Raw genomic sequence first — 22,506 nt, 5'->3', positions numbered from 1 at the left:
AAGTCCTGCCCCCGCAACCATAAAAATGGATTGAATATATATTCAATCCATTTTTAATTTTTATATACAATAAAATTTTTCAATTAATCTACATAATGTAATCTTAAAAAGCAGTCCTAAATATAAGCATATTAATCAATTATTTTTTTATGAAAGATATTTTCCCCATGAAACCTTTTTTAAGTAGTATTCATGACATAAAAATATAGCAAATTAATATGAGAATATATATTCGTGTAAAGTTATTAAAGCTAGCCATGAGCTTAATATATTAATGATATAGAATCCTAATGTAAAAAAGAAAAGAGAAATAAAATGGAATTTATTGTAATAATATTTCTCGTATCTACCTCCATTAAATTACATTTATTTCCAAGCAGCATTGATATAATGAACCTGTAAAAAAAATACAGGTGGGTGAAATTGTTATGCAATATGGAGAGAATATTAGAACTTATAAAAGAGTGAAAAGTGGTATAGTGGCTAGCGATGATAGGGATGGTGACAGCACAAGGGTAGTAGCAAAGAGCATTATGTTCTTCTGTGTTGCTATTTTAGTTAGTAGAGTAATAATGATAAATAAATCGGCACCTTTTGGAATTGCATTTTTACTTATGATATTATTTATTGAAGATAATAGACTATCTTTAGTTGTTGGATTAGGAACTATATTAGGATATATAACTACAATAGGAGTATTAGATAATTCTTTAATGTATATAACTATAGTTCCAACCTTAGTTATAATATGTTTAATTTTAAATAGCTTTATTAAGAAGAGAGTTCAAAAATTTATTATCATAGGAGCAACTTTGATAATGATTTTTGCATATACAATATTAGTGAATCAGTATTCATTAATATTAGCACTTAGCAATACTGCATTAGAAGGAGTAGGTATAATACCGGTATATTTAATACTAGAATATAGTATGAATAGCTTTAAGAAGATAAAGACCAAGCATTTATTTTCAAATGAAGAAATAGTTTCTATGAGTATATTGATAGCCTTAATAATTGCAGGAACCTGGGGAGTTGAAGTTTTTAACATATCAATTCTAAGTGTACTAAGTATTGCAGCGGTATCTATTATAGGCTATGTCTGTGGGACAAGCATAGGTGCTACAGCAGGTATTGCCATGGGTGTTATTGTAGGAATGTCAAGTCAAAATATTTTTGGCTATGCAACAGTGTTAGGTGTATGTGCTTTAACTTCAGGAATATTTAGAGAAGGTGGAAAATTAATTTCAGCTTTATCTTCATTTATAGTATTTTGTATAATGAAGATCTATATATCTATATATATGCCAGAAGGAATTTCACAATTCATATTGGCAGAAGGAACTTTAGCAGTAGCTTTATTTATAGTTATACCTAATGGTTTATATGAAACTATATCTAGTGAATTAGATATGGAGAAAAAAAGTAGACGATATGAAGACGGATATGTTAATAAAGTAAAGGGGATATTTACAGATAGACTAGATAAGTTTTCAGAGGTACTTTTGAATATGGCAGCCACATTAAATAACTTGGCTGATAATGATAAGTTAGATATGAGTACTAAAAGCAGTGGACTTATAGAAAATCTAGCTAACAGAGTATGCAATAATTGCGATACATGCGGTATATGCTGGGGAAGAGAGATGATTAGTACTTATAAGGCTTTTGGTGAACTTCTAGAAAGTGTTCAAAATAAAACTAATATTTTTCCTGAGTTGTTAGAAAAGAAATGTATAAAGAAAGCCTCATTAATAAGGAATACAGAGGATATTATAAATAAATTTATAATAAATGAAATGTGGAGAAGTAGATTAGCTGAGGGCAGAGAGTTAATCGCAAATCAATTTAGCAACATGGCTAAGTCTGTAGATGAAATTATGGATGAATTTTCATCAGACTTTAATGAAGATAAGGATTCCGAAAAAAAGATTATAAGAATTCTAGAAAAGTATGATATAGAAGTTGATGATGTATTTGCAATAAAAGATAAGAATGAGAGATTAAACATACAGATAACTTGTGATTCGTGTAACGGAAGAAACTTATGTACAAAGAAAATGATTCCTCTAATTAATGACTGTATAGATTATAAAATGAAATTAAAAAATGATGGTTGTAAGATTAATCCTATAACTAATAAGTGCACTGCTATGTTTGAAGAAGTACCTAAATTTGGGGTAACTACTAGTGTGTCTAGAGCATGTAAAGATGGACAAACTATCTTTGGAGATAACTTTAATTTTGGAGAAGGATATGATGGTAGTTACATGATGGTACTTAGTGATGGTATGGGGTCAGGACCACAAGCAGGAAGAGAAAGTAAGGCTGTAGTAGAGCTCATTGAGAAATTTACGGGTGCTGGGTTCAGCAGAGTTACTGCTATAAATACAGTTAATTCTATAATGAGTCTTAAATTTTCAGAGGATGAGAAGTTTTCTACTGTAGATTTAAGTGCTATTGATTTATATAGTGGTGAAGTAGATTTTATGAAGGTAGGTGCAGTGGTTAGTATTATAAAGAGTGGTGATACTATAGATATAATTAAATCAAGAAGCTTACCTATTGGAATATTAGATGAAGCTGATATAGAAATTCATAGCAAGAGAGTAAAAAATGGTGATTTGATTGTTATGCTAACAGATGGAATTATAGACTGTGATGAAGAAGCTAGTGGAAAAGTGGATTGGATATTAGATTATTTATGTAGAAATGATAATGGAAATCCAGATGAATTAGCTAAGGGGATAGTTAATGAGGCAAAGAGAATAGGCAAGAATAAAGTTAAGGATGATATGACAGTTATGGTTTCTAGAATTCATATAGCCTAGTGATATGGTTAAATGAATTAGAAAGCTGATTATAGCTAATTTGTACTAGTTATAATTGAAAAAGTGAAGAAGTGTGTAAACATTTCTTCTTTTTTTCTTATATTTGTTTTAAAATTCTTACATTTATGATATTATGACTTAAAACTATATTTTTAGGAAGTGTTTTTTTATGAGAGAGAAAGAGTGGGTGAAAGTACATAATAATAGCATGAGAGATAAGGTTAAGGAGACTATTGATAGAAATGGAATGTTGAATAATGGAGATAAGGTTATAGTTGCTTTATCTGGAGGCCCTGATTCTATAAGTTTATTACATGTATTATCTACATTAACAGATGAGTATAACATAAAGCTATATGCAGCTCATGTGAACCATATGCTAAGGAGCAATGAATCCGATGAGGATGAAGCTACGTGTAGAAGATTTTGTGAAAAAAATAATATTGAATTTTTTAGTAAGTCTGTAGACATAAATTCTATGGCTAATGAAAACAATATCTCTACAGAGATGGCTGGTAGAGATGCTAGATATGGATTCTTTGAGGAACTTCTAAAAAAGCTTGATGCAGATAAAGTTGCATTAGCTCATAATCTTAATGATCAAGCGGAAACTGTACTTATGAGATTGATGAGAGGAACAGGAATAGAAGGACTCATAGGAATTAAACCTGTAAGAGATAAAATATATATAAGGCCGATAATAGATATTAGTAGACAAGAAATAGAGGCTTATTGTGAAGAGAATATGCTTCCAGCAAGGATAGATCAGACAAACTATGAACCTATATATTCAAGAAATAAAATTAGATTAGAATTGATACCATACATTCAGCAGAACTTTAACTCCGATATAATTACAACTTTAAATAGAATGTGTGAATTGATAAAACGTGATGAGGATTATATTCAAGAAAATGTAATCAAAGTTTTCCAAAAATATTGTGATATAGGAGAAGATAAGGTTATAATATATAAAGATGCGTTTTATCTTCATCCATCTTTGATAAGTAGAGTAATAAGAAAGGCTCTATTGGAAGTTAGAGGGGATATAAATAATATTCAAAGCATACATATCGATAATATTATAAGCTTGCAAAGAGCTAATACGGGGAAATTTACAATTGTTCCAAAGGGAATATTAATTAACAATGTATATGGAAATATTGAGATAACAAGACAGAAGAAAGTTTGCAAAGTTAATAAGGTTAATATAGACACCATTAGAGAGCTTAAGATTGGTGATAATTATATTGAGGAGCTAGGACTTAGAATATATATAAGATCTATAGATGGCAATAAAAAAATGAATTTTAAATCTAATGATAACATAAAATACTTTAATGGTACTAACATAAAAAATATATCATTAAGATTTAGAAAAAATGGCGATAGATTTTCTCCTCTTGGTATGAAGGGTAGTAAGAAGTTGAAAGATATATTTATAGATTTAAAGATTCCGAGAGAAGAAAGAGATTTTGTACCTCTAATTTGTTTTGATGAAGATATTTCATGGATAATAGGATATAAAATAAGTGATAAATTTAAAATCCATGAAGGAGCAAAAAATATTATAGAAGTAAGTGTGGAAAGGCAGGAAAAACATGAATAAGGACATTAAAGAAGTTTTACTAACTGAAGAGGTTTTAGCCGATAAGATTAAAGAAATAGGAGCTAAAATATCAAAGGAATATGCAGGGAGAGATTTAATTCTACTTGGAATTTTAAAAGGGTCAGTAATGTTCATGGCAGATTTGATGAAAAACATAACTATACCATGTAAAATGGATTTTATGGCTGTATCTAGCTATGGGGATGCTACAGAATCCTCAGGAATAGTAAAAATAATAAAAGATTTAGACTTCGAAATAAAAGGTAAAGATATATTAATAATAGAGGATATTATAGATAGTGGAGTAACTCTTAAGTATCTTATGAAGTATTTAGGCGCTAGAAATCCAAGAAGCCTTGAAATAGCATGTTTACTTAATAAACCTGAAAGAAGAAAGGAAGAGCTGGATGTTAAATATCTTGGGTTTGATGTTCCAGATTATTTCTTAGTAGGATATGGTCTTGATTATGCTGAAATTTATAGAAATCTTCCTTATATAGGAATACTAGATGAGCATGTATATATGAAGTAGTAAAGTTTTATACTATATAGGTATTAATCTTATTACTATTTAAAAATAGAACAATATAGTAGTTCATTAATAATTAATATTATTGATGTTGTAAAGGAAAAACTCATATGATAGAATTTTTAGTGATATTGAACCGTATAGAGAGGGGGGCTTCAAATGAAAAAAATTTCTAGTGCAACAATTTGGTTTTTAGTGTTAATATTAGTTATATTTTCTGCACTATCACTATTCGATAGCACGGGAACTGTTAAAGAAGTAAGTGTAACAGAATTTGAAAAATATATGCAACAACAACAAGTATCAGCTATACAGGTATCATCGGATGGAACATCAGTAAGAGGTAAGCTAAATGACGATACTGAGTTTACTGTAAATATCTTAAAAGATAGATATTTACAAGTGCTTAAGGAAAATCCAAATCCTAATATGAATGAAAACTATGATCCACCAGCAACAGTACCAGTATGGATGAGAATTTTACCTACACTTTTTGTTATAGGAATGGTGGTACTATTCTGGGTAATGTTTATGAATCAGTCTAGCGGAAGCGGTGGCGGTGGCGGCCGTGGAGTTATGAGCTTTGGTAAAAGTAAAGCTAAGATGGCGGTACCTTTAGAAGGTGATAAAAAGATTACATTTAAAAATGTAGCTGGAGCCGATGAAGAAAAGCAAGAACTTGAAGAAATAGTAGACTTTCTTAAAAATCCTAAGAGGTATATGGAAGTTGGAGCTAGAATTCCAAAAGGAGTATTATTAGTTGGTCCTCCAGGAACAGGAAAAACTCTCCTAGCAAAAGCAGTTGCAGGAGAAGCTGGAGTTCCATTTTTCAGTATATCAGGTTCAGATTTCGTTGAGATGTTTGTTGGAGTCGGAGCTTCAAGAGTTAGAGATTTATTTGAGCAAGCTAAGAAGAACTCTCCTTGTATTATATTTATAGATGAAATTGATGCTGTTGGTAGACAAAGAGGCGCTGGCATGGGTGGTGGTCATGATGAAAGAGAACAAACCTTAAACCAACTTCTTGTTGAAATGGACGGATTTGGTGTAAATGAAGGTATAATAATGGTGGCTGCTACAAACAGACCAGATATATTAGACCCAGCTCTTTTAAGACCAGGTAGATTTGATAGACAAATAGTTGTTGGTGTACCTGATATTAAAGGAAGAGAAGAAATATTAAAGGTTCATTCTAGGAATAAACCTTTAAATGAAGAGGTAGAGTTAGGAATACTTGCTAAGAGAACACCAGGATTTACTGGTGCAGATCTTGAAAACTTAATGAATGAAGCTGCACTATTAACTGTAAGGGCAAGAAGAAAAGTTATAACTATGGAAGAGTTAGAAGAATCTATAACTAGAGTAATGGCTGGTCCAGAAAAGAAATCTAGAGTTATTAGTGAGAAAGATAAGCGATTAACTGCATATCATGAAGCTGGTCACGCAGTAGTGTCTAAATATTTACCTAATTCTTATGCTGTACACGAAATTAGTATTATTCCAAGAGGTATGGCAGGAGGATATACTCTACACTTACCTAATGAGGATACAGCATATACATCTAAGTCTAAGCTTAGAGATGATATGGTTGGTCTTTTAGGAGGAAGAGTTGCAGAAGCATTAATTCTTGGAGACATAAGTACTGGAGCTAAAAATGACATAGATAGAACTACATCAATAGCTAAAAAGATGGTTATGGAGTATGGTATGACTGATGCTTTAGGACCTATATCTTTTGGAAAAGATGATGGCGAAGTATTTATGGGAAGAGATTTCGGAAGAGCAAGAGATTTTTCAGAGGAAGTAGCATCTAAGATAGATAGAGAAATTAAAGCATTAATTGATGAAGCCTATGAGAGAACGGAAACTATTCTTAAGGAAAATATAGATAAACTTCATGATGTTGCGAAAGCTTTACTTGAAAGAGAAAAACTTACTGCAGAAGAATTTAATGCAATAATGGAAGGAAAGACTCTTGCAGAGTTTGATGCAGAAAAAATTCAATTAGATTTTTCAAAAGAAAAAACAGATGTATCAACAGAAGAGAACAACAGTGATGATAAGTTTAAAGATTGGAATGTAGAAGCTCTTAAAGATGAAGTATCAACAGATGAAAATGAAAAAGAGGGAAATGCTTCAGATAATCAGAGTAACACATATAAAGAAAGTTAATATATTGTTTTAAAAGCACAGCGGTAGCTGTGCTTTTTTTATAGAAGTAATTATGTTATAATGAACTTAAAATAGAAAAATATTGAAAAAAGACCAAGAGAACTATATTCATAGTTATCACAGCTTAATTTATTTCTGAATTTTGAAAAAATAAAGTTAAATACTTATAATACTTAGGAGGTTAATTATGAAAACTGATATCGAAATTGCTCAAAGTGCAAAGATGCTACCAATTTTAGAGGTAGGAAAGAGTTTAGGTCTAACCGAGGATGATTTAGACCTTTATGGAAAGTATAAAGCAAAGATATCTTTAGATGTTCTTGCAAATAGAAAAGACAAGAAAGATGGAAAGCTTGTATTAGTTACAGCGATAAATCCAACTCCAGCAGGAGAAGGAAAGTCTACAGTAACTATAGGGCTTGGTCAAGCTCTTTGTAGTTTAGATAAAAGTGCTGTTATAGCATTAAGAGAACCTTCATTAGGACCGGTTTTTGGAGTTAAGGGAGGTGCTGCAGGTGGAGGATATGCTCAAGTATTACCAATGGAAGATATAAATCTTCACTTTACAGGGGATATGCATGCTATTACTACAACAAATAATTTATTAGCTGCGGCTATAGATAATCATATTCACCAAGGAAATGAACTTAGAATAGACTCTAGAAGAATTATATTTAAAAGAGTTTTAGATATGAATGATAGAGCTCTTAGAAATGTAGTAGTTGGCATGGGCGGAAAAGCGAATGGATTCTTAAGGGAAGATGGATTTACAATTACTGTTGCTTCTGAAATTATGGCAATATTATGTTTATCTAAAGATCTTATGGATCTTAAAGAGAGGTTTGGTAAAATACTAGTAGCATATGATCTTGATGGGAAACCAATTTATTGTAATGATTTAAAGGTGCAAGGTGCTATGGCAATGTTAATGAAGGATGCTATAAAACCTAATCTAGTACAAACATTGGATAATACACCGGCAATAATTCATGGAGGACCTTTTGCTAATATAGCTCATGGTTGTAATAGTATACTTGCAACTAAAATGGCATTAAAGTTAGGAGATTATGCTATTACTGAAGCTGGTTTTGGTGCAGATTTAGGAGCGGAAAAGTTCTTTGATATTAAGTGTAGATATGGCGAATTAAAACCAAGTTGCGTAGTTATAGTCGCAACAATTCGTGCATTAAAGCATCACGGTGGAGTTAAAAAAGAAGAATTAAATATTCCAAATGTAGAAGCGCTATCTAAAGGTGTTGTTAATTTAGAAAAACAAATAGAAAATATACAGAAATTTAATGTTCCAGTAGTTGTAGCTATAAATAAATTTATATCAGACAGCGATGAAGAAGTTAAGTTTATAGAAGAGTTCTGCAAAGCTAAAGGCGTAGAGGTATCTCTAACTGAAGTTTGGGAAAAGGGAGCAGAAGGTGGAAAAGACTTAGCTAATAAAGTTATTTCAACTATTGAAAATAAAGAAAGTAACTTCCAAGTTTTATATAGTGAAGAATTAGATGTTAAAGAAAAGATAAAAATTATTGCAAGAGAAATATATGGAGCAGATGATGTAGATTTTACAGCATCAGCTAAAAAGCAAATCAGTGAAATTGAAAAGCTAGGGCTTCATAAAATACCAATATGTGTAGCTAAAACTCAAAACTCTCTTTCTGACAATCCTTCTTTATTAGGAAGACCAACAGGATTCAATATATCAGTAAAAGAAGTTAAATTATCAAATGGAGCAGGTTTTATAGTTGTTTTAACAGGAACTATAATGACTATGCCAGGACTTCCAAAAGTTCCTGCCGCAAATAAAATAGATATTCATGAAGATGGAACTATAGAAGGTCTATTTTAATAGTTTTTAGTATTTACTTAAGATTATGTATTGAAGCATTTATAATTAAAATATATATAACTTAATATTAAAGTTTATTTACTAATCCTATGAAGAATCATAGGATTAGTTTTTTTCTTAAAGATAAAAATAAAAGCTAGTAGGGAATTAAAATGTCCTTGACTTAGGGTACATTTTAAACAAAATCATCACTAGCCTTTTTATAAATTTTAATACATAGGAATTAAAATTGTTTTAAGCAGAATACTATACTCGAGAAGTCTATAAATGAAATTGATAGAAATTAAACAATTAACAGAAAAATGAATTAAAACTTGCAATAAATATATACAAATGGTGTAAAATATGTTATTATAGTATAAGGTAAAGTTAATATGTCAGGAGGCAGTAAAATGAATAAACTTGAAGTGTTTAATTTACTTAAAGATACATCACATTTAGGCGGTGGAGAAAATCAAGTACAAATGCAACACAACCTAAATAAACTTACAGCTAGAGAAAGAGTTCTTTCATTGTTAGATGAAGGGACATTTATAGAAGTCGGATCACTTGTTTCAGGTAATGGAGCGGGCGTAATTACTGGACATGGAACTATAAATGGAAGATTAGCTTTTGTATATAGCTGTGATTACACAGTGGAAGGTGGAACTTTTACAAAAGCTATGGGAAGAAAAATAATAAACATTCTTGAGAGAGCTGCTAAAATAGGTGCTCCTGTAGTTCAAGTTATTGATTCTATAGGTGGAAAATTAAGCGAAGGAACAGAGCTACTTAGTTCTTATGGCTTAGTTTTAAATAAATATGCTAAGTTAAGTGGTGTAGTCCCAAGAGTATCAGTTATATGTGGTCCTTGTAATGGAATTACATCATTACTTGGAACTATGAGCGATATAGTAGTTGCTGTAGACGAGATAAGCGATTTAAGTGTATCCTCTTTAGGTAAACTTACTGCAAAAGAAAGTAAATATGTAGATAAAGTTATGGTAAGTAATGGAGTAAGTGCTAATAAAAATGGTAATGCACATATAAATGCTACTACCGAAGAAGAAGCATTCCAGGTAGTAAGAAATCTAATTTCTTACATGCCATCAAATAACTTAGAATTATCTACTATTAGTGATGAAGATTTAAACTTAAATGTAAGTAAGTTAAATCTTGATGAAATGGTTGAAAAAGATAGTTATTCTTTAGATGACATTTTAAATGCCATAACAGATGAAAATAGTAATATCGAAATATATAAAGGATTCGCTACTAACTTTAAAACTATCCTTGGAAAAATTAATGGTTTGACAGTTGGAATTATATCAAATTCTGGTAATAAAAATATTGACAACTTAAGTGCAAATAAAGTTGCAAGTTTTGTAAGATTATGTGATAGCTTTAACATATCTATTTTAAGCTTAGTAGATACAAAAGGAGCTAGTGTTTCTTTAGAAGAAGAAAACGATGGACTTGCTAAAAATATTGGAAAACTTATGTATTCATTAATTGATGCTACAGTTCCGAAGGTATCTTTAATTATTGGAGAAGCTTATGGTCTTGGATATGAAGTTTTAGCTTCAAGAGAATCATCCTTTGATGTTACGATGGCTTGGCCAACAGCAAAAGTATGTTTAACAAATCCAGAAGAATATATTAAAGGATTATATAGAGATGAGATATTTAATTCAGAGGACCATAGACAAGGAGAAAAAGAAGTAATTGCTAAATACTATGATGAAGTTACAAATCTATATAATTTAGCTAATATAGGAATGATAGATGATGTAATAAAACCAAGTGAAAGTAAGCAGAGAATATTTGCTATGCTAGATATGCTACAAAGTAAAAGAGAAGTAAAGTACCCTAAAACACATGGCAGTACACTAGTTTAGGAGGAATAAAAATATGAAAGAAACATTTTTCAAAAACTTCACTCTAGAAAATTTGTCCTTTGCATTAGGTGTAGCAGTCACTTCTATGATAATAGTATTTGGAGTATTATTAGCACTTATGCTTATAATTAAGTTACAAAGCTTTTTATTAGGAGGAGACTATAAAAAGAAGCCTACGATTAGTGAAAAAACTAAGGAAGTGCCAGTTGCAGTAAAGGAAGTTGATAATACTGTGCAAACAGTAGATGTCAATAAGGAATATGAATTAGTGGCAGCAATAATGGCTGCGTTATCTGCTCATACTGGTAAATCACTAGATGAACTAAATATAAAAAGTATCAAAAGGGTTAATAATAATTCAAGTTGGAGAAGTGCTTCTATTAAATAGAAGTTATTGTTAGGAGGATATTTTGTATGAAAAAATATAATGTTACAGTTAACGGAAATTTATATCAAGTAGAGGTAGAGGAAGTAAAGGGTGAATTTGCTACACCAGTAGCACCGGTAGTCACAGTGACACCAGCAGCTACTACACCAGTAGCAGCACCGGTAGCGCCAGCTGCTACACCAACGCCAGCGCCAGCAACAGCAACATCGACTGTAGCAGGAGCAAAAGCAGAAGCGCCAATGCCAGGAACAATAGTTAAAGTAGTTGCAACTAAGGGTGCAACAGTTAAACAAGGTGATGTTCTATTCGTACTAGAAGCTATGAAAATGGAGAATGAAATTATGTCTCCAACAGATGGAACCGTAGTAGAGATAAATGTAACACAGGGAGCTGCAGTTAATACTGGAGATATATTAGCTGTTATTGCATAATAGGAGGTTAACTTAAATGAACATTTTTGAAGTAATTAAAGATTTGTTTGCCTCATCTGGATTTGCTGCTTTAACATGGCAACAAGCTGTAATGATAGGGGTATCTTTAGTTTTCATATGGCTAGCTATTGGTAAAAAATTCGAACCTCTTTTATTATTACCAATAGCATTTGGTATGTTACTTGCTAACATACCATTAGGCAATATTATGGCCGAGCCTGTAGGTAAGGAAGCTGGAGGATTACTATATTATTTATCAAGAGGAGTAAAATGGGAGATATTCCCTCCACTTATATTCTTGGGTGTAGGAGCTATGACAGATTTTGGCCCATTGCTTGCTAATCCATCTAGCGTACTTATGGGAGCTGGAGCACAGCTTGGTATTTTCTTTGCTTTTGGAGTAGCTATTCTTTTTGGTTTTACACCACAAGAAGCTGCTTCTATAGGAATTATAGGGGGAGCAGATGGCCCTACAGCTATATTCTTAACAAATAAGCTAGCGGGACATCTATTAGGACCTATTGCGGTAGCAGCTTACTCATACATGGCGCTAGTACCACTTATACAGCCACCAATAATGAAAGCCCTTACAACTAAAGAAGAGCGTAGAATAAAAATGGGACAACTAAGACAAGTTAAGCAAATAGAAAAAATAGTATTTCCTATAGTTGTAACTATATTAGTAACTTTATTTTTACCAGCTTTACTACCGTTAATAGGAATGTTAATGCTTGGAAACCTATTTAAAGAATCTGGAGTAGTTGGAAGACTTTCAGATACTGCACAAAATGCTCTTATAAACATAATTACTATATTCCTTGGACTTTCTGTTGGAGCTACAGCAACAGCGGAAACCTTTATAAATCCTAAAACTATAGGAATAGTTATAATTGGAATAGCTTCATTTGCAGTAGCAACAGCAGGAGGAGTACTTGTAGGAAAAGTCATGTGTAAATTGACTAAAGGAAAAGTAAATCCATTAATTGGATCTGCTGGAGTATCAGCAGTACCTATGGCAGCGAGAGTTTCTCAAGTTGTAGGTCAAAAGGAGGACCCTACTAACTTCCTACTTATGAATGCTATGGGTGCAAATGTATCTGGAGTTATAGGAAGTGCTGTTGCGGCAGGTATATTATTAGCATTATTTGGGGCTTAATATAAAGATTAAATATGTAAATTGTAAATAATTTATAAAAAGGGTATGTACTTTTAAAATAAAGGTATATCCCCTTTTTTATTTGATAATAATAAAAAAAGGAGGAGATTATTATGAAGGATGCAATGATTCAATCTCTAATCGATAAAGAAAATGAGATTATTAAAAGCTATGAAAGTTATTTGGCAAATGTACCTATTCAAGAAATTGACAACAGGGCACAAGATTCAATTGTAAGACATAATAATCATATCAAAGTTTTAAAAAGTATTATAAGGAGGTAGGGAATAATGTTTCATGGTAATGAAAAAGAAAAAAAGCTTAGAAGTAATTACATAAGTAGAAAAGAAAATAACTTAAAAAAGTTATATCTGAATATTATGAATAATTTTAGTGATGGAACATTAAAGGGAGAATTATATGAGATTTTTAAAGATGAGGTTGACATAATTAATAGTAATAATACTATCTAAGAAGAATAACTTACACTACAGTCATATTACATAAAATAAAATTATTTAACACATAAAGTGGTAGTAACTTAAAAAAATTAATTAAGTTATATAGTAAAAGTGTTAAATGTGTTATAATGATTAGGAACATTTAAAAAGCAGCTTAAAAGCTGCTTTTAATTATATAGGGGTGGCATGATTATGATATTCGTATTAGACGTAGGAAATACTAACATAGTGTTAGGGATTTATAAGAATAAGGAGTTATTAGTAGAGTGGAGATTATCTACAGATATTAGAAAAACTTCTGATGAATATATGATAGAAGTAGCTCAACTTTTTACCTACAGTAAGCTAGATGTTAATGATATATCAGGAGTAATTATTTCATCAGTAGTTCCCAATATAATGTACTCTCTAGAACATATGATAAGAAAGTTTTTTAATAAAAAACCTCTAGTAGTAGGTCCAGGAATAAAAACTGGAATAAATATAAAGTATGATAATCCTAAAGAAGTAGGTGCAGATAGAATAGTTAATGCAGTAGCGGCTTATGAGATGTATAAAAAGCCATTAGTAATTATAGATTTCGGAACTGCAACTACATTTTGTTCAGTAACAGCTAATGGAGATTATATAGGTGGAACTATATCACCAGGTATAAAGATATCTTCAGATGCTTTATTCCAAAGAGCCGCTAAGCTTCCAAGGGTAGAGCTAATAAAACCGGAAACAGTTATTTGTAAAAATACAGTGGCAAGTATGCAAGCAGGTATTGTATATGGCTATATAGGCCAAGTTGATTTTATAGTTAATAAAATCAAAGATGAAATGGTAGCATTAGGAGAAGAAACTCCGATGGTAATAGCAACAGGAGGACTTGCTAATCTTATAGCTGAAGATTCTAAAACTATAGATAAGGTTGAACCATTCTTGACGTTAGAAGGACTTAGAATTATATACGAGAAGAATATAGAATAGGTGATAAAATGAAAATTTCAAACTTAGGCTTTGAAAATCCTGTGTTTTTAGCCCCTATGGCAGGAGTTACTGATATAGCTTATAGAGGTATATGTAAAGAGATGGGATGTGGACTAGTTTATACAGAGATGGTTAGTGCAAAAGGTTTATACTACAATAGCAAAAATACGGGAACACTTATGAGGATAAGTGACGAAGAAAAGCCTGTGGCGCTTCAGATATTTGGAAGTGAGCCCAAAATAATGGCATTTGCTTGTGAAGTTATTGATAGTATGGATGGAGTTTCTATTATAGATGTAAATATGGGGTGCCCAGTACCTAAGATAGTTAAAAATGGTGAAGGGTCTGCTTTAATGAAAAATCCTAAGCTTGCTAGTGAAATTGTTAAAGAAATGAAGAAGGCCACCAATAAACCTGTTACAGTAAAGTTTAGGAAAGGATTTGACTCTAATAGCATAAATGCAGTAGAGTTCGCTAAATACTTAGAAGATGCAGGGGTAGATGCTATAACAGTTCATGGAAGAACTAGAGAGCAAATGTATGAAGGTAAGGCAGATTGGGATATAATAAAGCAAGTAAAGGATGCTGTTTCTATACCTGTCCTTGGGAATGGTGATATATTTGAAGCAGAAGATGCTATAAATATGAAGAAACAAACTAATTGTGATGGTATAATGATAGCTAGGGGCGCCATGGGAAACCCGTGGATATTCAGAGAAATAAAACAAGGATTTGATGGCAATTATATAGTAAGACCTACTGCTATTGAAAAAATTGATATGTGCATGACTCACTTAAATAGAGCTGCTAAATTCTTTGATGAAAATAAAGCTGTAAGAGAGATGAGAAAACACATAGCATGGTATATCAAAGGATTAAAAAATTGTACCGAAATTAAAGATAAAATCAATTCCGCTATATCCTATGATGAGATGTATAATCTATTGCAAAAATATAAATTAATTTATGAAAAATAACATTTTTAAATATAAATATACCTTTGTTGACAAGGGATTTTAGCTGTTTTATAATAGTCAAAGATTATAGACACTATATGTGATACGATTGAGTATTTATAATAATATAGAATTATTTAGTAAGAGTGAAGGGGAGAGAGACATGAGCGAATCTAAAAAATACGTGATGACTTACGAAGGAATAAAGAAGCTTGAGGATGAGCTAGAGTACTTAAAAACTGTTAAAAGAAAGGAAATAACAGAAAAAATAAAGGTTGCTTTAGGTTATGGGGATTTAAGTGAAAATTCAGAGTATGACGAAGCAAAGAATGAGCAAGCTTTCGTTGAAGGAAGAATTATTCAGCTTGAAAACATGCTAAGAAATGCATCTGTAGTAGATGAAAGTGAAATTCCTAAGGATGTAGTTAGTATAGGAACAAGTGTAAAAGTACATGATTATGAGTTCGACGAAGAAATAGAATTTTATCTTGTTGGATCTGCTGAAGTAGACCCTTATGAAAATAAAATTTCAGATGAATCACCTGTAGGAAATGCTCTTATGGGTAAAAAGACTGGAGAAGTTGTCGAAGTATCAACTCCAGATGGAATTAATAAATATAAGATATTAGAAGTTAGAAGATAGTCACAAATAAAAACTAGGAGGAATGGTTTATGCCTACAGAAGTTAATAATGATAATTTACAAGAAGTTGTAGTTGATAGTGAACAATTAGAGGCTCAAGAAGCTGAATATAATGAACAAGTAATGATCAGAAGACAAAAGCTTGCTGAACTCCAAGCAGCAGGAAAAGATCCTTTTGATGTGTATAAAGTTGAAAGGACTCATAATGCACAAGAAATAAAGGATAATTATGAAGCTCTTCAAGAGACTGAGGTTACCATTGCAGGAAGACTTATGTCTAAGAGAATTCAAGGTAAGGCTGGATTTTGTGATGTTCATGATAGATCTGGGAAAATGCAAGTTTATATAAGACTTGATAGAGTTGGGGAAGAGCAATTTAAAGATGCAAAAACTTTTGATATAGGTGATTTTTTAGAAGTTACAGGTACACCATTTGTAACAAAGACAGGAGAAACTTCTGTTAAAGCTAGTAAAGTAACTTTAATTTCTAAATCATTAAAGCCACTTCCGGAAAAATGGCATGGACTTAAAAATCAAGATTTAAAATATAGACAAAGAGAAGTAGACCTAGTAATGAATAAGGATGTAAGGGATACTTTTATAAATAGGGTAAAAATTATAAAAGCAGTAAGAGAATTTTTAGATAATAGAGGATATTTAGAGGTTGAAACGCCGATACTATCACCAATAGCTGGAGGAGCTGCTGCAAGACCTTTCATGACACACCACAATACACTAGATATAGATATGTATTTAAGAATTGCTACAGAGCTATATTTAAAAAGATGTATAGTTGGTGGTCTTGAGAAAGTATATGATATGGGTAAAAACTTCAGAAATGAAGGTATGAGTATAAGACATAATCCGGAGTTTACAATGATAGAATTATATGAAGCTTATGCTGATTATAATGATATGATGAAAATAACAGAAGAATTAGTTGCATATGCTTGTGAAAAAGTTCATGGTACTACTAAAGTGAATTATCAAGGAACTGAAATAGACTTTACACCACCATGGAGAAGAATAACTATGGTTGATGCTGTAAAAGAATATGCAGGTGTAGATTTTAATGAAGTTAAGACAGACGAAGAAGCTAGACAAATTGCAAAAGAAAAGCATTTGGAATTTGTAAAAGAATTAAAAGACTGTACAAAAGCAGATGTATTAAATGTTTTATTTGAGGAGTTTGCTGAAGAACATTTAATTCAACCAACTTTCCTTTGTGATTACCCAGTAGAAATATCACCACTTACTAAGAAAAAACGTGGTAAGGAAGAATTTACTGAAAGATTCGAAGGATTTGTATATGGCAGAGAGGTTTGTAATGCATATTCAGAGCTTAACGATCCAATAGTTCAAAGACAAAGATTCGAGCAACAAGCAAAAGAAAGAGAGCTTGGAGATGACGAAGCATATTTAATTGATGAAGAATTCATGAGCGCTCTTGAAGTTGGAATGCCTCCAACAGGGGGACTTGGAATAGGTATAGATAGAATAGTAATGTTCTTAACAGACTCTGTATCAATTAGAGACGTTATACTATTCCCAACGATGAAACCTCTGCAGTAACATATAAATTTCAATAAAGTTTATATATTGAATTTGTTTACAATCTTAGGTTACACTAGGAAGTATTAATAAATTTTATTTATTAATACTTATATAAAATTAATTTTACCCAAAAATTATTGCATATTAAAATAATTTTTGGGTAAAATATTAAAGTATTCTCGTATAGTAAATAAAAATATTATATTTAAAATTATTGCATATTATAATTATTTATGAATAAAATATTAAAGTATTAATATAGTGTAAATTAAATAAATTATTTTAAAAAAATTATAAATATGGTATTGAAATTTACATAGAATATGTTATAATTTAAATATAAATTAGATATTCCGCGATAGCTCAACGGTGGAGCACTCGGCTGTTAACCGATAGGTTGGAGGTTCGAATCCTCTTCGCGGAGCCATTTTTTTATAAACTTACTTATGGCGGACTGTTAAGTCGGCTTATTTTATTATAATTGATAATATAAAAAATATATGTGTAGAAACTACAATAATATTTGCATTCGAGAATTATTTTGAATTATAATGTAATTTATAGATAATAATATTAAAAATTAAATAATAACGATGATAAAGAAGAGTAGTAATAAAGATTTCAAAGAGAGATGATGGTAGGTGTAAATCATTAAGTTAATATTATGAATGGAGCTTTTGAGTTAGTGATAAATTTTAAAGATGAGCTTTAGCTAATAAGGGTGGAACCGCGGATTAATTTCGTCCCTTAATTGGCTAAAGCTTTTTTATTTATCTAATGTCTAGTTACTATAACATTCCCATAATCTATGGATATGGAAATAATGTTGCATGATATTAGACAAAAATTAACTAAATTTCAATGGCAGATTAAATTCTATCTGAGCTAGGTTTCACTCAATAACTGTTAATTTGTTAATTGTAATTAATAATAAAATAAAGATGATGGAGGTAATAAACATGACAAAAGAATTAACTATGGATAAAATGGTAGCTCTATGTAAAAATAGAGGATTTATATTTTCAGGGTCTGAGATTTATGGAGGTCTTGCAAATTCATGGGACTATGGTCCTTTAGGAGTAGAATTTAAAAATAATGTTAAAAAAGCATGGTGGAAAAAGTTTGTTCAAGAAAATCCATATAATATAGGATTAGATTGTGCAATATTAATGAACCCAGAGGTTTGGGTAGCTACAGGTCACGTAGGTGGATTTTCTGATCCACTAATGGATTGTAAAGAGTGTAAAGCTAGATTTAGAGCTGATAAATTAGTTGAAGATCACATGGCTTCAGAAGGTGTAGAAGTAGCTGTAGCTGATGGATGGACTAACGAAGAGTATAAAGAATATATTGAAAAGCACAATGTGGTTTGCCCAAAGTGTGGAAAAATGAATTATACAGATATAAGAAAGTTCAACCTTATGTTTAAAACTTTTCAAGGAATAACAGATGATAGTAAAAATGAAATATATTTAAGGCCTGAAACAGCTCAAGGTATATTTGTAAACTTTAAAAATGCTCAAAGAACATCAAGAAAGAAAGTACCTTTTGGAATAGCTCAAATAGGTAAATCTTTCAGAAATGAAATTACTCCAGGAAACTTCATTTTTAGAACAAGAGAGTTTGAGCAAATGGAGCTTGAGTTTTTCTGTAAGCCAGGAACTGACTTAGAGTGGTTCGAATATTGGAAAGAATATTGTAAGAACTTCTTATTTAACCTAGGAATGGGTAAGGATAATTTAAGATTTAGAGATCATGAAAAAGAAGAATTATCATTCTATAGTAATGCTACTTGTGATATAGAATTTCTATTCCCATTTGGATGGGGTGAGCTTTGGGGAATAGCTGATAGGACAGACTATGACTTAAAAAGACACATGGAGCATTCAGGAGAGGATTTATCTTATTTAGATCCAACTACTAATGAGAAATATATACCATATTGTATAGAACCATCATTAGGAGCTGATAGAGTTGCATTAGCATTCTTATGTGAAGCTTATGATGAAGAAGAGTTAGAAGGTGGAGACGTTAGAACAGTAATGCATATTCACCCAGCATTGGCACCATTTAAAGCTGCTGTACTTCCGCTTAGTAAGAAATTGAGTGAAAAAGCTCTTGAGGTATATGGAGTTTTAGCTAAGAAATTTAATGTGGATTATGATGAAGCTGGAAGTATCGGAAAGAGATATAGAAGAGAAGATGAAATAGGAACACCATTCTGTATTACAATAGATTTTGATACTATGGAAGATGAGACTGTTACAGTAAGAGACAGAGATACTATGGAACAAGTAAGAATGCCAATAAGTAATCTAGTATCTTATATAGAAGAAAAAATGGAGTTCTAATAAAGGTCTACATGAATTTTAAATAGCTCTAGGCAATTATTTGTTTAGGGCTATTTTTTTTATGATAAATAATAAATGTAAACTATTCACAAGGTTATCATAGAATAATTATTGAATACTGTAGAATAAAATTATTTTAAAAATGTATTGAGGTATAAAATTTAGATAGATGTTATATTAGTAGTTTTATAATGATGCAATTATATAAATAGATAAAAAAATAACCGGATTTGCATCCGGTAAAAAATAGGGTTTAATCATGGGGATATGTTATGTGCAATGTTAAACCTTTGGGGAAAAGTTCTAACATTCTTACTTACGGCACAAACAGATTATATCATATTAAAAAACTCATAGCAATAACTTTTTAAAAAAATAATAAATTAAATTGAAAAAATATTCGAAAACTAGTGGATATAAGGAAAAAATAGGTGAAAAGATAGAAATATGGGGAGGGACTTCTGGAATAAATAGAATATGTATAGTTTATAGAGTTTTTAAAAGGCTAGGGTAGTGATATAATTATAAATATAGTATGGTAAGTAAGCTAATACATAGCAGTGCTGGAGGAATAAAAATGAAAAAGGATTTTAATGAGTTTAAGAGATTTATTAAGGATAAAAACGTAGCAGTTGTAGGAATAGGGGTAAGTAATATACCACTGATAGAGTTCCTTATAGATTTGGGAGCTAAGGTTACTGCTTTTGATAAAAAGAGTATAGAAAAACTTAAAGATGTTGTAGAGAAGTATCAATGTCAGGGAGTTAAATTTGAACTAGGAGAAGAATATTTAACTAATTTGCATGGTTTTGATGTGATTTTTAAAACCCCATCTATGAGAATTGATAGTAAAGAATTAACTATAGCGAAAAATGAGGGAGCATATATAACCTCTGAAATGGAGGAGTTTGTAAGACACTGTCCTGCTAAAATATATGGTATAACAGGAAGTGATGGTAAAACAACAACTACCTCTTTGGTGTATAGTATTTTAAGTACTGCAGGATTTAAAACTTGGGTGGGAGGTAATATAGGTACTCCCCTATTTACTAAAATAGAAGAAATATCTCCAAACGATAAGGTTGTTCTTGAATTATCAAGTTTTCAGCTTATGACTATGGACACATCTCCTGAGATAGCATTAATTACAAATTTATCTCCAAATCATTTAGATATGCATAAAGATTTACAGGAGTATATAGATTCTAAAAAGAATATATATAAATACCAAAATGAAGATAATATTTTAGTATTAAATGAAGATAATGATGTTACAAGAAGTATTAAAGGAGAAGAAAAAGGACAATTATATACTTTTAGTAGAACTAAAGTTATAGAAAATGGGGCTTATTATAAAAATGAAGAACTTTTTGCTAAAGGTAAAAAGGTGTGTAATAAAAGTGAAGTATTACTTAAGGGAATGTATAATATAGAAAATTTATTAGCAGCGTTTGCATTAACAATGGATGATGTAGATGTAAAATATATGAGAGAAGTTGCAACTACTTTTAAGGGAGTAGAACATAGAAATGAATTTGTAAGAAACTATAGAGGGGTAGAGTACTACAATAACTCTATAGCTTCAAGTCCTACTAGAACATTAGCTGGAATTAAAGCATTTGAAAGTCCAGTAGTATTAATTGCAGGAGGACGTGATAAAAAAGTTCCCTTCGATCCTTTAGCTTATGATGGATATCTATATATTAAATCTTTAATCTTGGTTGGAGAAGCTAAGGATGAAATCAAAGCAGCTTTTGATAAATTAAAAAATGAAAAAGGAATTGAAGTTGATACTTATATAGTAAACACTTTAGATGAAGCGGTAGAGAAGGCGGTAGAAGTATCAGTGAATGGAGATATAGTAACCTTAGCTCCAGCTTGTACAAGTTTCGATATGTTTGAAAACTTTGAAGTTAGAGGAAATAAGTTTAAAGAAATAGTTAAAAACTTAAAATAAAAGAGTATTTAATAAGAATTTAAAATCTATTACAGTCAACACTGCATGTGAACTTAATAATAGAAATATATATTCCTAGAAGATAGTTTTGAATTACTGTTTTCTAGGAATATAATTTTAATTACATTATATAGGAAAGTATAAGGGATAAAGTATCAAATAGATATGTTAGGTAAAACATTATTAAAATGATCATGTTTAATGTTCTTAAAACGATCATTTAAATTTTAAATAATATTAAATCTAGTATAAATAGAACAACTTTATAACATTTTAACTATTTAAGATTTTAAAAAGTTAACTATTTATATATTTAACATTTTAAATAGTTGATTAGGTAAATATCAGTATTTTATATAAGAAATCATGTATTTTAAACTCTTGTATTAGATAGTAGATAGATTCAAGATTAAATATTTTTATGGAATAATAAGATATCAGATAAAAATATTTAAAAAACTTAACCTAGCGTATCAATATATGTAAATTAGAGAAAAAATAAGAAAGTAAAAGAAAATAAAGGATAATTTTTATATATAATAGTATAAATAAAGAAGAGAGTACTATCCCTATGATATTATAAATCTCGTCACCAAGTGATGCGAACTTCAAAGTTCAAAAGCAAATAACTTTTAAAATGATTTAAACAGCAAAAAAGAAAAGTTTAAAAAATTTAAAAAAGTTGTTGACATAACAAATTGATGGTGATAAAATTTAAAAAGTAGTCAGTCGACAGGCTGATGAAAACCAAATGGTCTTTGA

17 protein-coding genes, 1 tRNA gene and 1 other annotated feature are annotated in these 22,506 nt (G+C 30.6%); all 18 genes read left to right on the top strand.

Annotated features, from left to right (window positions below; all coding sequences use genetic code 11):
* Positions 1-428: 428 nt before the first annotated feature.
* The 18 genes from spoIIE (at position 429) to murD (ending at position 21,744) form a co-directional block, all read left to right on the top strand.
* Complete coding sequence (gene spoIIE / locus B3W71_RS11320; protein WP_346889035.1) at positions 429-2,831, top strand: stage II sporulation protein E; 2,403 nt, start codon at positions 429-431, stop codon at positions 2,829-2,831.
* A gap of 169 nt (positions 2,832-3,000) precedes the next feature.
* On the top strand, positions 3,001-4,440 hold the full coding sequence (gene tilS / locus B3W71_RS11315; protein WP_346889034.1) for a tRNA lysidine(34) synthetase TilS: 1,440 nt from the start codon (positions 3,001-3,003) through the stop codon (positions 4,438-4,440).
* On the top strand, positions 4,433-4,972 hold the full coding sequence (gene hpt, locus B3W71_RS11310; protein WP_346889033.1) for a hypoxanthine phosphoribosyltransferase: 540 nt from the start codon (positions 4,433-4,435) through the stop codon (positions 4,970-4,972). Before tilS ends, hpt begins: the two co-directional genes overlap by 8 nt.
* A gap of 156 nt (positions 4,973-5,128) precedes the next feature.
* Positions 5,129-7,141 (top strand): ATP-dependent zinc metalloprotease FtsH, encoded by a 2,013-nt coding sequence (gene ftsH, locus B3W71_RS11305; protein WP_346889032.1) that lies wholly within the window; start codon positions 5,129-5,131, stop codon positions 7,139-7,141.
* 187 nt (positions 7,142-7,328) lie between these two features.
* Complete coding sequence (locus tag B3W71_RS11300) at positions 7,329-8,999, top strand: formate--tetrahydrofolate ligase (protein WP_346889031.1); 1,671 nt, start codon at positions 7,329-7,331, stop codon at positions 8,997-8,999.
* A 392-nt stretch (positions 9,000-9,391) separates the two neighbouring features.
* Entirely contained in the window at positions 9,392-10,876 is a 1,485-nt protein-coding gene (locus B3W71_RS11295; protein ID WP_346889030.1) for a carboxyl transferase domain-containing protein, read from the top strand.
* A gap of 13 nt (positions 10,877-10,889) precedes the next feature.
* Positions 10,890-11,264: an OadG family protein gene (locus B3W71_RS11290; protein ID WP_346889029.1), complete on the top strand. Its 375-nt coding sequence runs from the start codon at positions 10,890-10,892 to the stop codon at positions 11,262-11,264.
* Positions 11,265-11,290: 26 nt separating this feature from the next.
* A complete protein-coding gene (locus B3W71_RS11285) occupies positions 11,291-11,695 on the top strand; it encodes a biotin/lipoyl-containing protein (protein ID WP_346889028.1) in 405 nt (134 codons plus the stop codon).
* Positions 11,696-11,711: 16 nt separating this feature from the next.
* Complete coding sequence (locus B3W71_RS11280) at positions 11,712-12,851, top strand: sodium ion-translocating decarboxylase subunit beta (protein WP_346889027.1); 1,140 nt, start codon at positions 11,712-11,714, stop codon at positions 12,849-12,851.
* 113 nt (positions 12,852-12,964) lie between these two features.
* Entirely contained in the window at positions 12,965-13,135 is a 171-nt protein-coding gene (locus B3W71_RS11275) for a hypothetical protein (RefSeq protein ID WP_346889026.1), read from the top strand.
* A 6-nt stretch (positions 13,136-13,141) separates the two neighbouring features.
* Positions 13,142-13,324: a hypothetical protein gene (locus B3W71_RS11270; RefSeq protein ID WP_346889025.1), complete on the top strand. Its 183-nt coding sequence runs from the start codon at positions 13,142-13,144 to the stop codon at positions 13,322-13,324.
* Positions 13,325-13,504: 180 nt separating this feature from the next.
* A complete protein-coding gene (locus B3W71_RS11265; protein WP_346889024.1) occupies positions 13,505-14,284 on the top strand; it encodes a type III pantothenate kinase in 780 nt (259 codons plus the stop codon).
* An 8-nt stretch (positions 14,285-14,292) separates the two neighbouring features.
* A complete protein-coding gene (dusB, locus tag B3W71_RS11260; protein ID WP_346889023.1) occupies positions 14,293-15,261 on the top strand; it encodes a tRNA dihydrouridine synthase DusB in 969 nt (322 codons plus the stop codon).
* A gap of 142 nt (positions 15,262-15,403) precedes the next feature.
* Complete coding sequence (gene greA, locus B3W71_RS11255; protein WP_346889022.1) at positions 15,404-15,883, top strand: transcription elongation factor GreA; 480 nt, start codon at positions 15,404-15,406, stop codon at positions 15,881-15,883.
* A 29-nt stretch (positions 15,884-15,912) separates the two neighbouring features.
* Positions 15,913-17,454 (top strand): lysine--tRNA ligase, encoded by a 1,542-nt coding sequence (gene lysS, locus B3W71_RS11250; RefSeq protein WP_346889021.1) that lies wholly within the window; start codon positions 15,913-15,915, stop codon positions 17,452-17,454.
* A gap of 334 nt (positions 17,455-17,788) precedes the next feature.
* Positions 17,789-17,863, top strand: a tRNA-Asn gene (locus tag B3W71_RS11245).
* Between the two features lie 157 nt (positions 17,864-18,020).
* Positions 18,021-18,187, top strand: a binding site (T-box leader).
* Positions 18,188-18,395: 208 nt separating this feature from the next.
* Positions 18,396-19,787, top strand: coding sequence for a glycine--tRNA ligase (locus tag B3W71_RS11240; protein ID WP_346889020.1), 1,392 nt, complete (start codon positions 18,396-18,398; stop codon positions 19,785-19,787).
* Positions 19,788-20,364: 577 nt separating this feature from the next.
* On the top strand, positions 20,365-21,744 hold the full coding sequence (murD, locus tag B3W71_RS11235; protein WP_346889019.1) for a UDP-N-acetylmuramoyl-L-alanine--D-glutamate ligase: 1,380 nt from the start codon (positions 20,365-20,367) through the stop codon (positions 21,742-21,744).
* Positions 21,745-22,506 lie beyond the last annotated feature (762 nt).

The sequence above is a fragment of the Clostridium sp. UBA1056 genome (genome assembly GCA_002316385.1).
Lineage (GTDB): Bacteria > Bacillota > Clostridia > Clostridiales > Clostridiaceae > Clostridium_J.
This window is presented reverse-complemented; position numbering and strand designations above follow the sequence as displayed.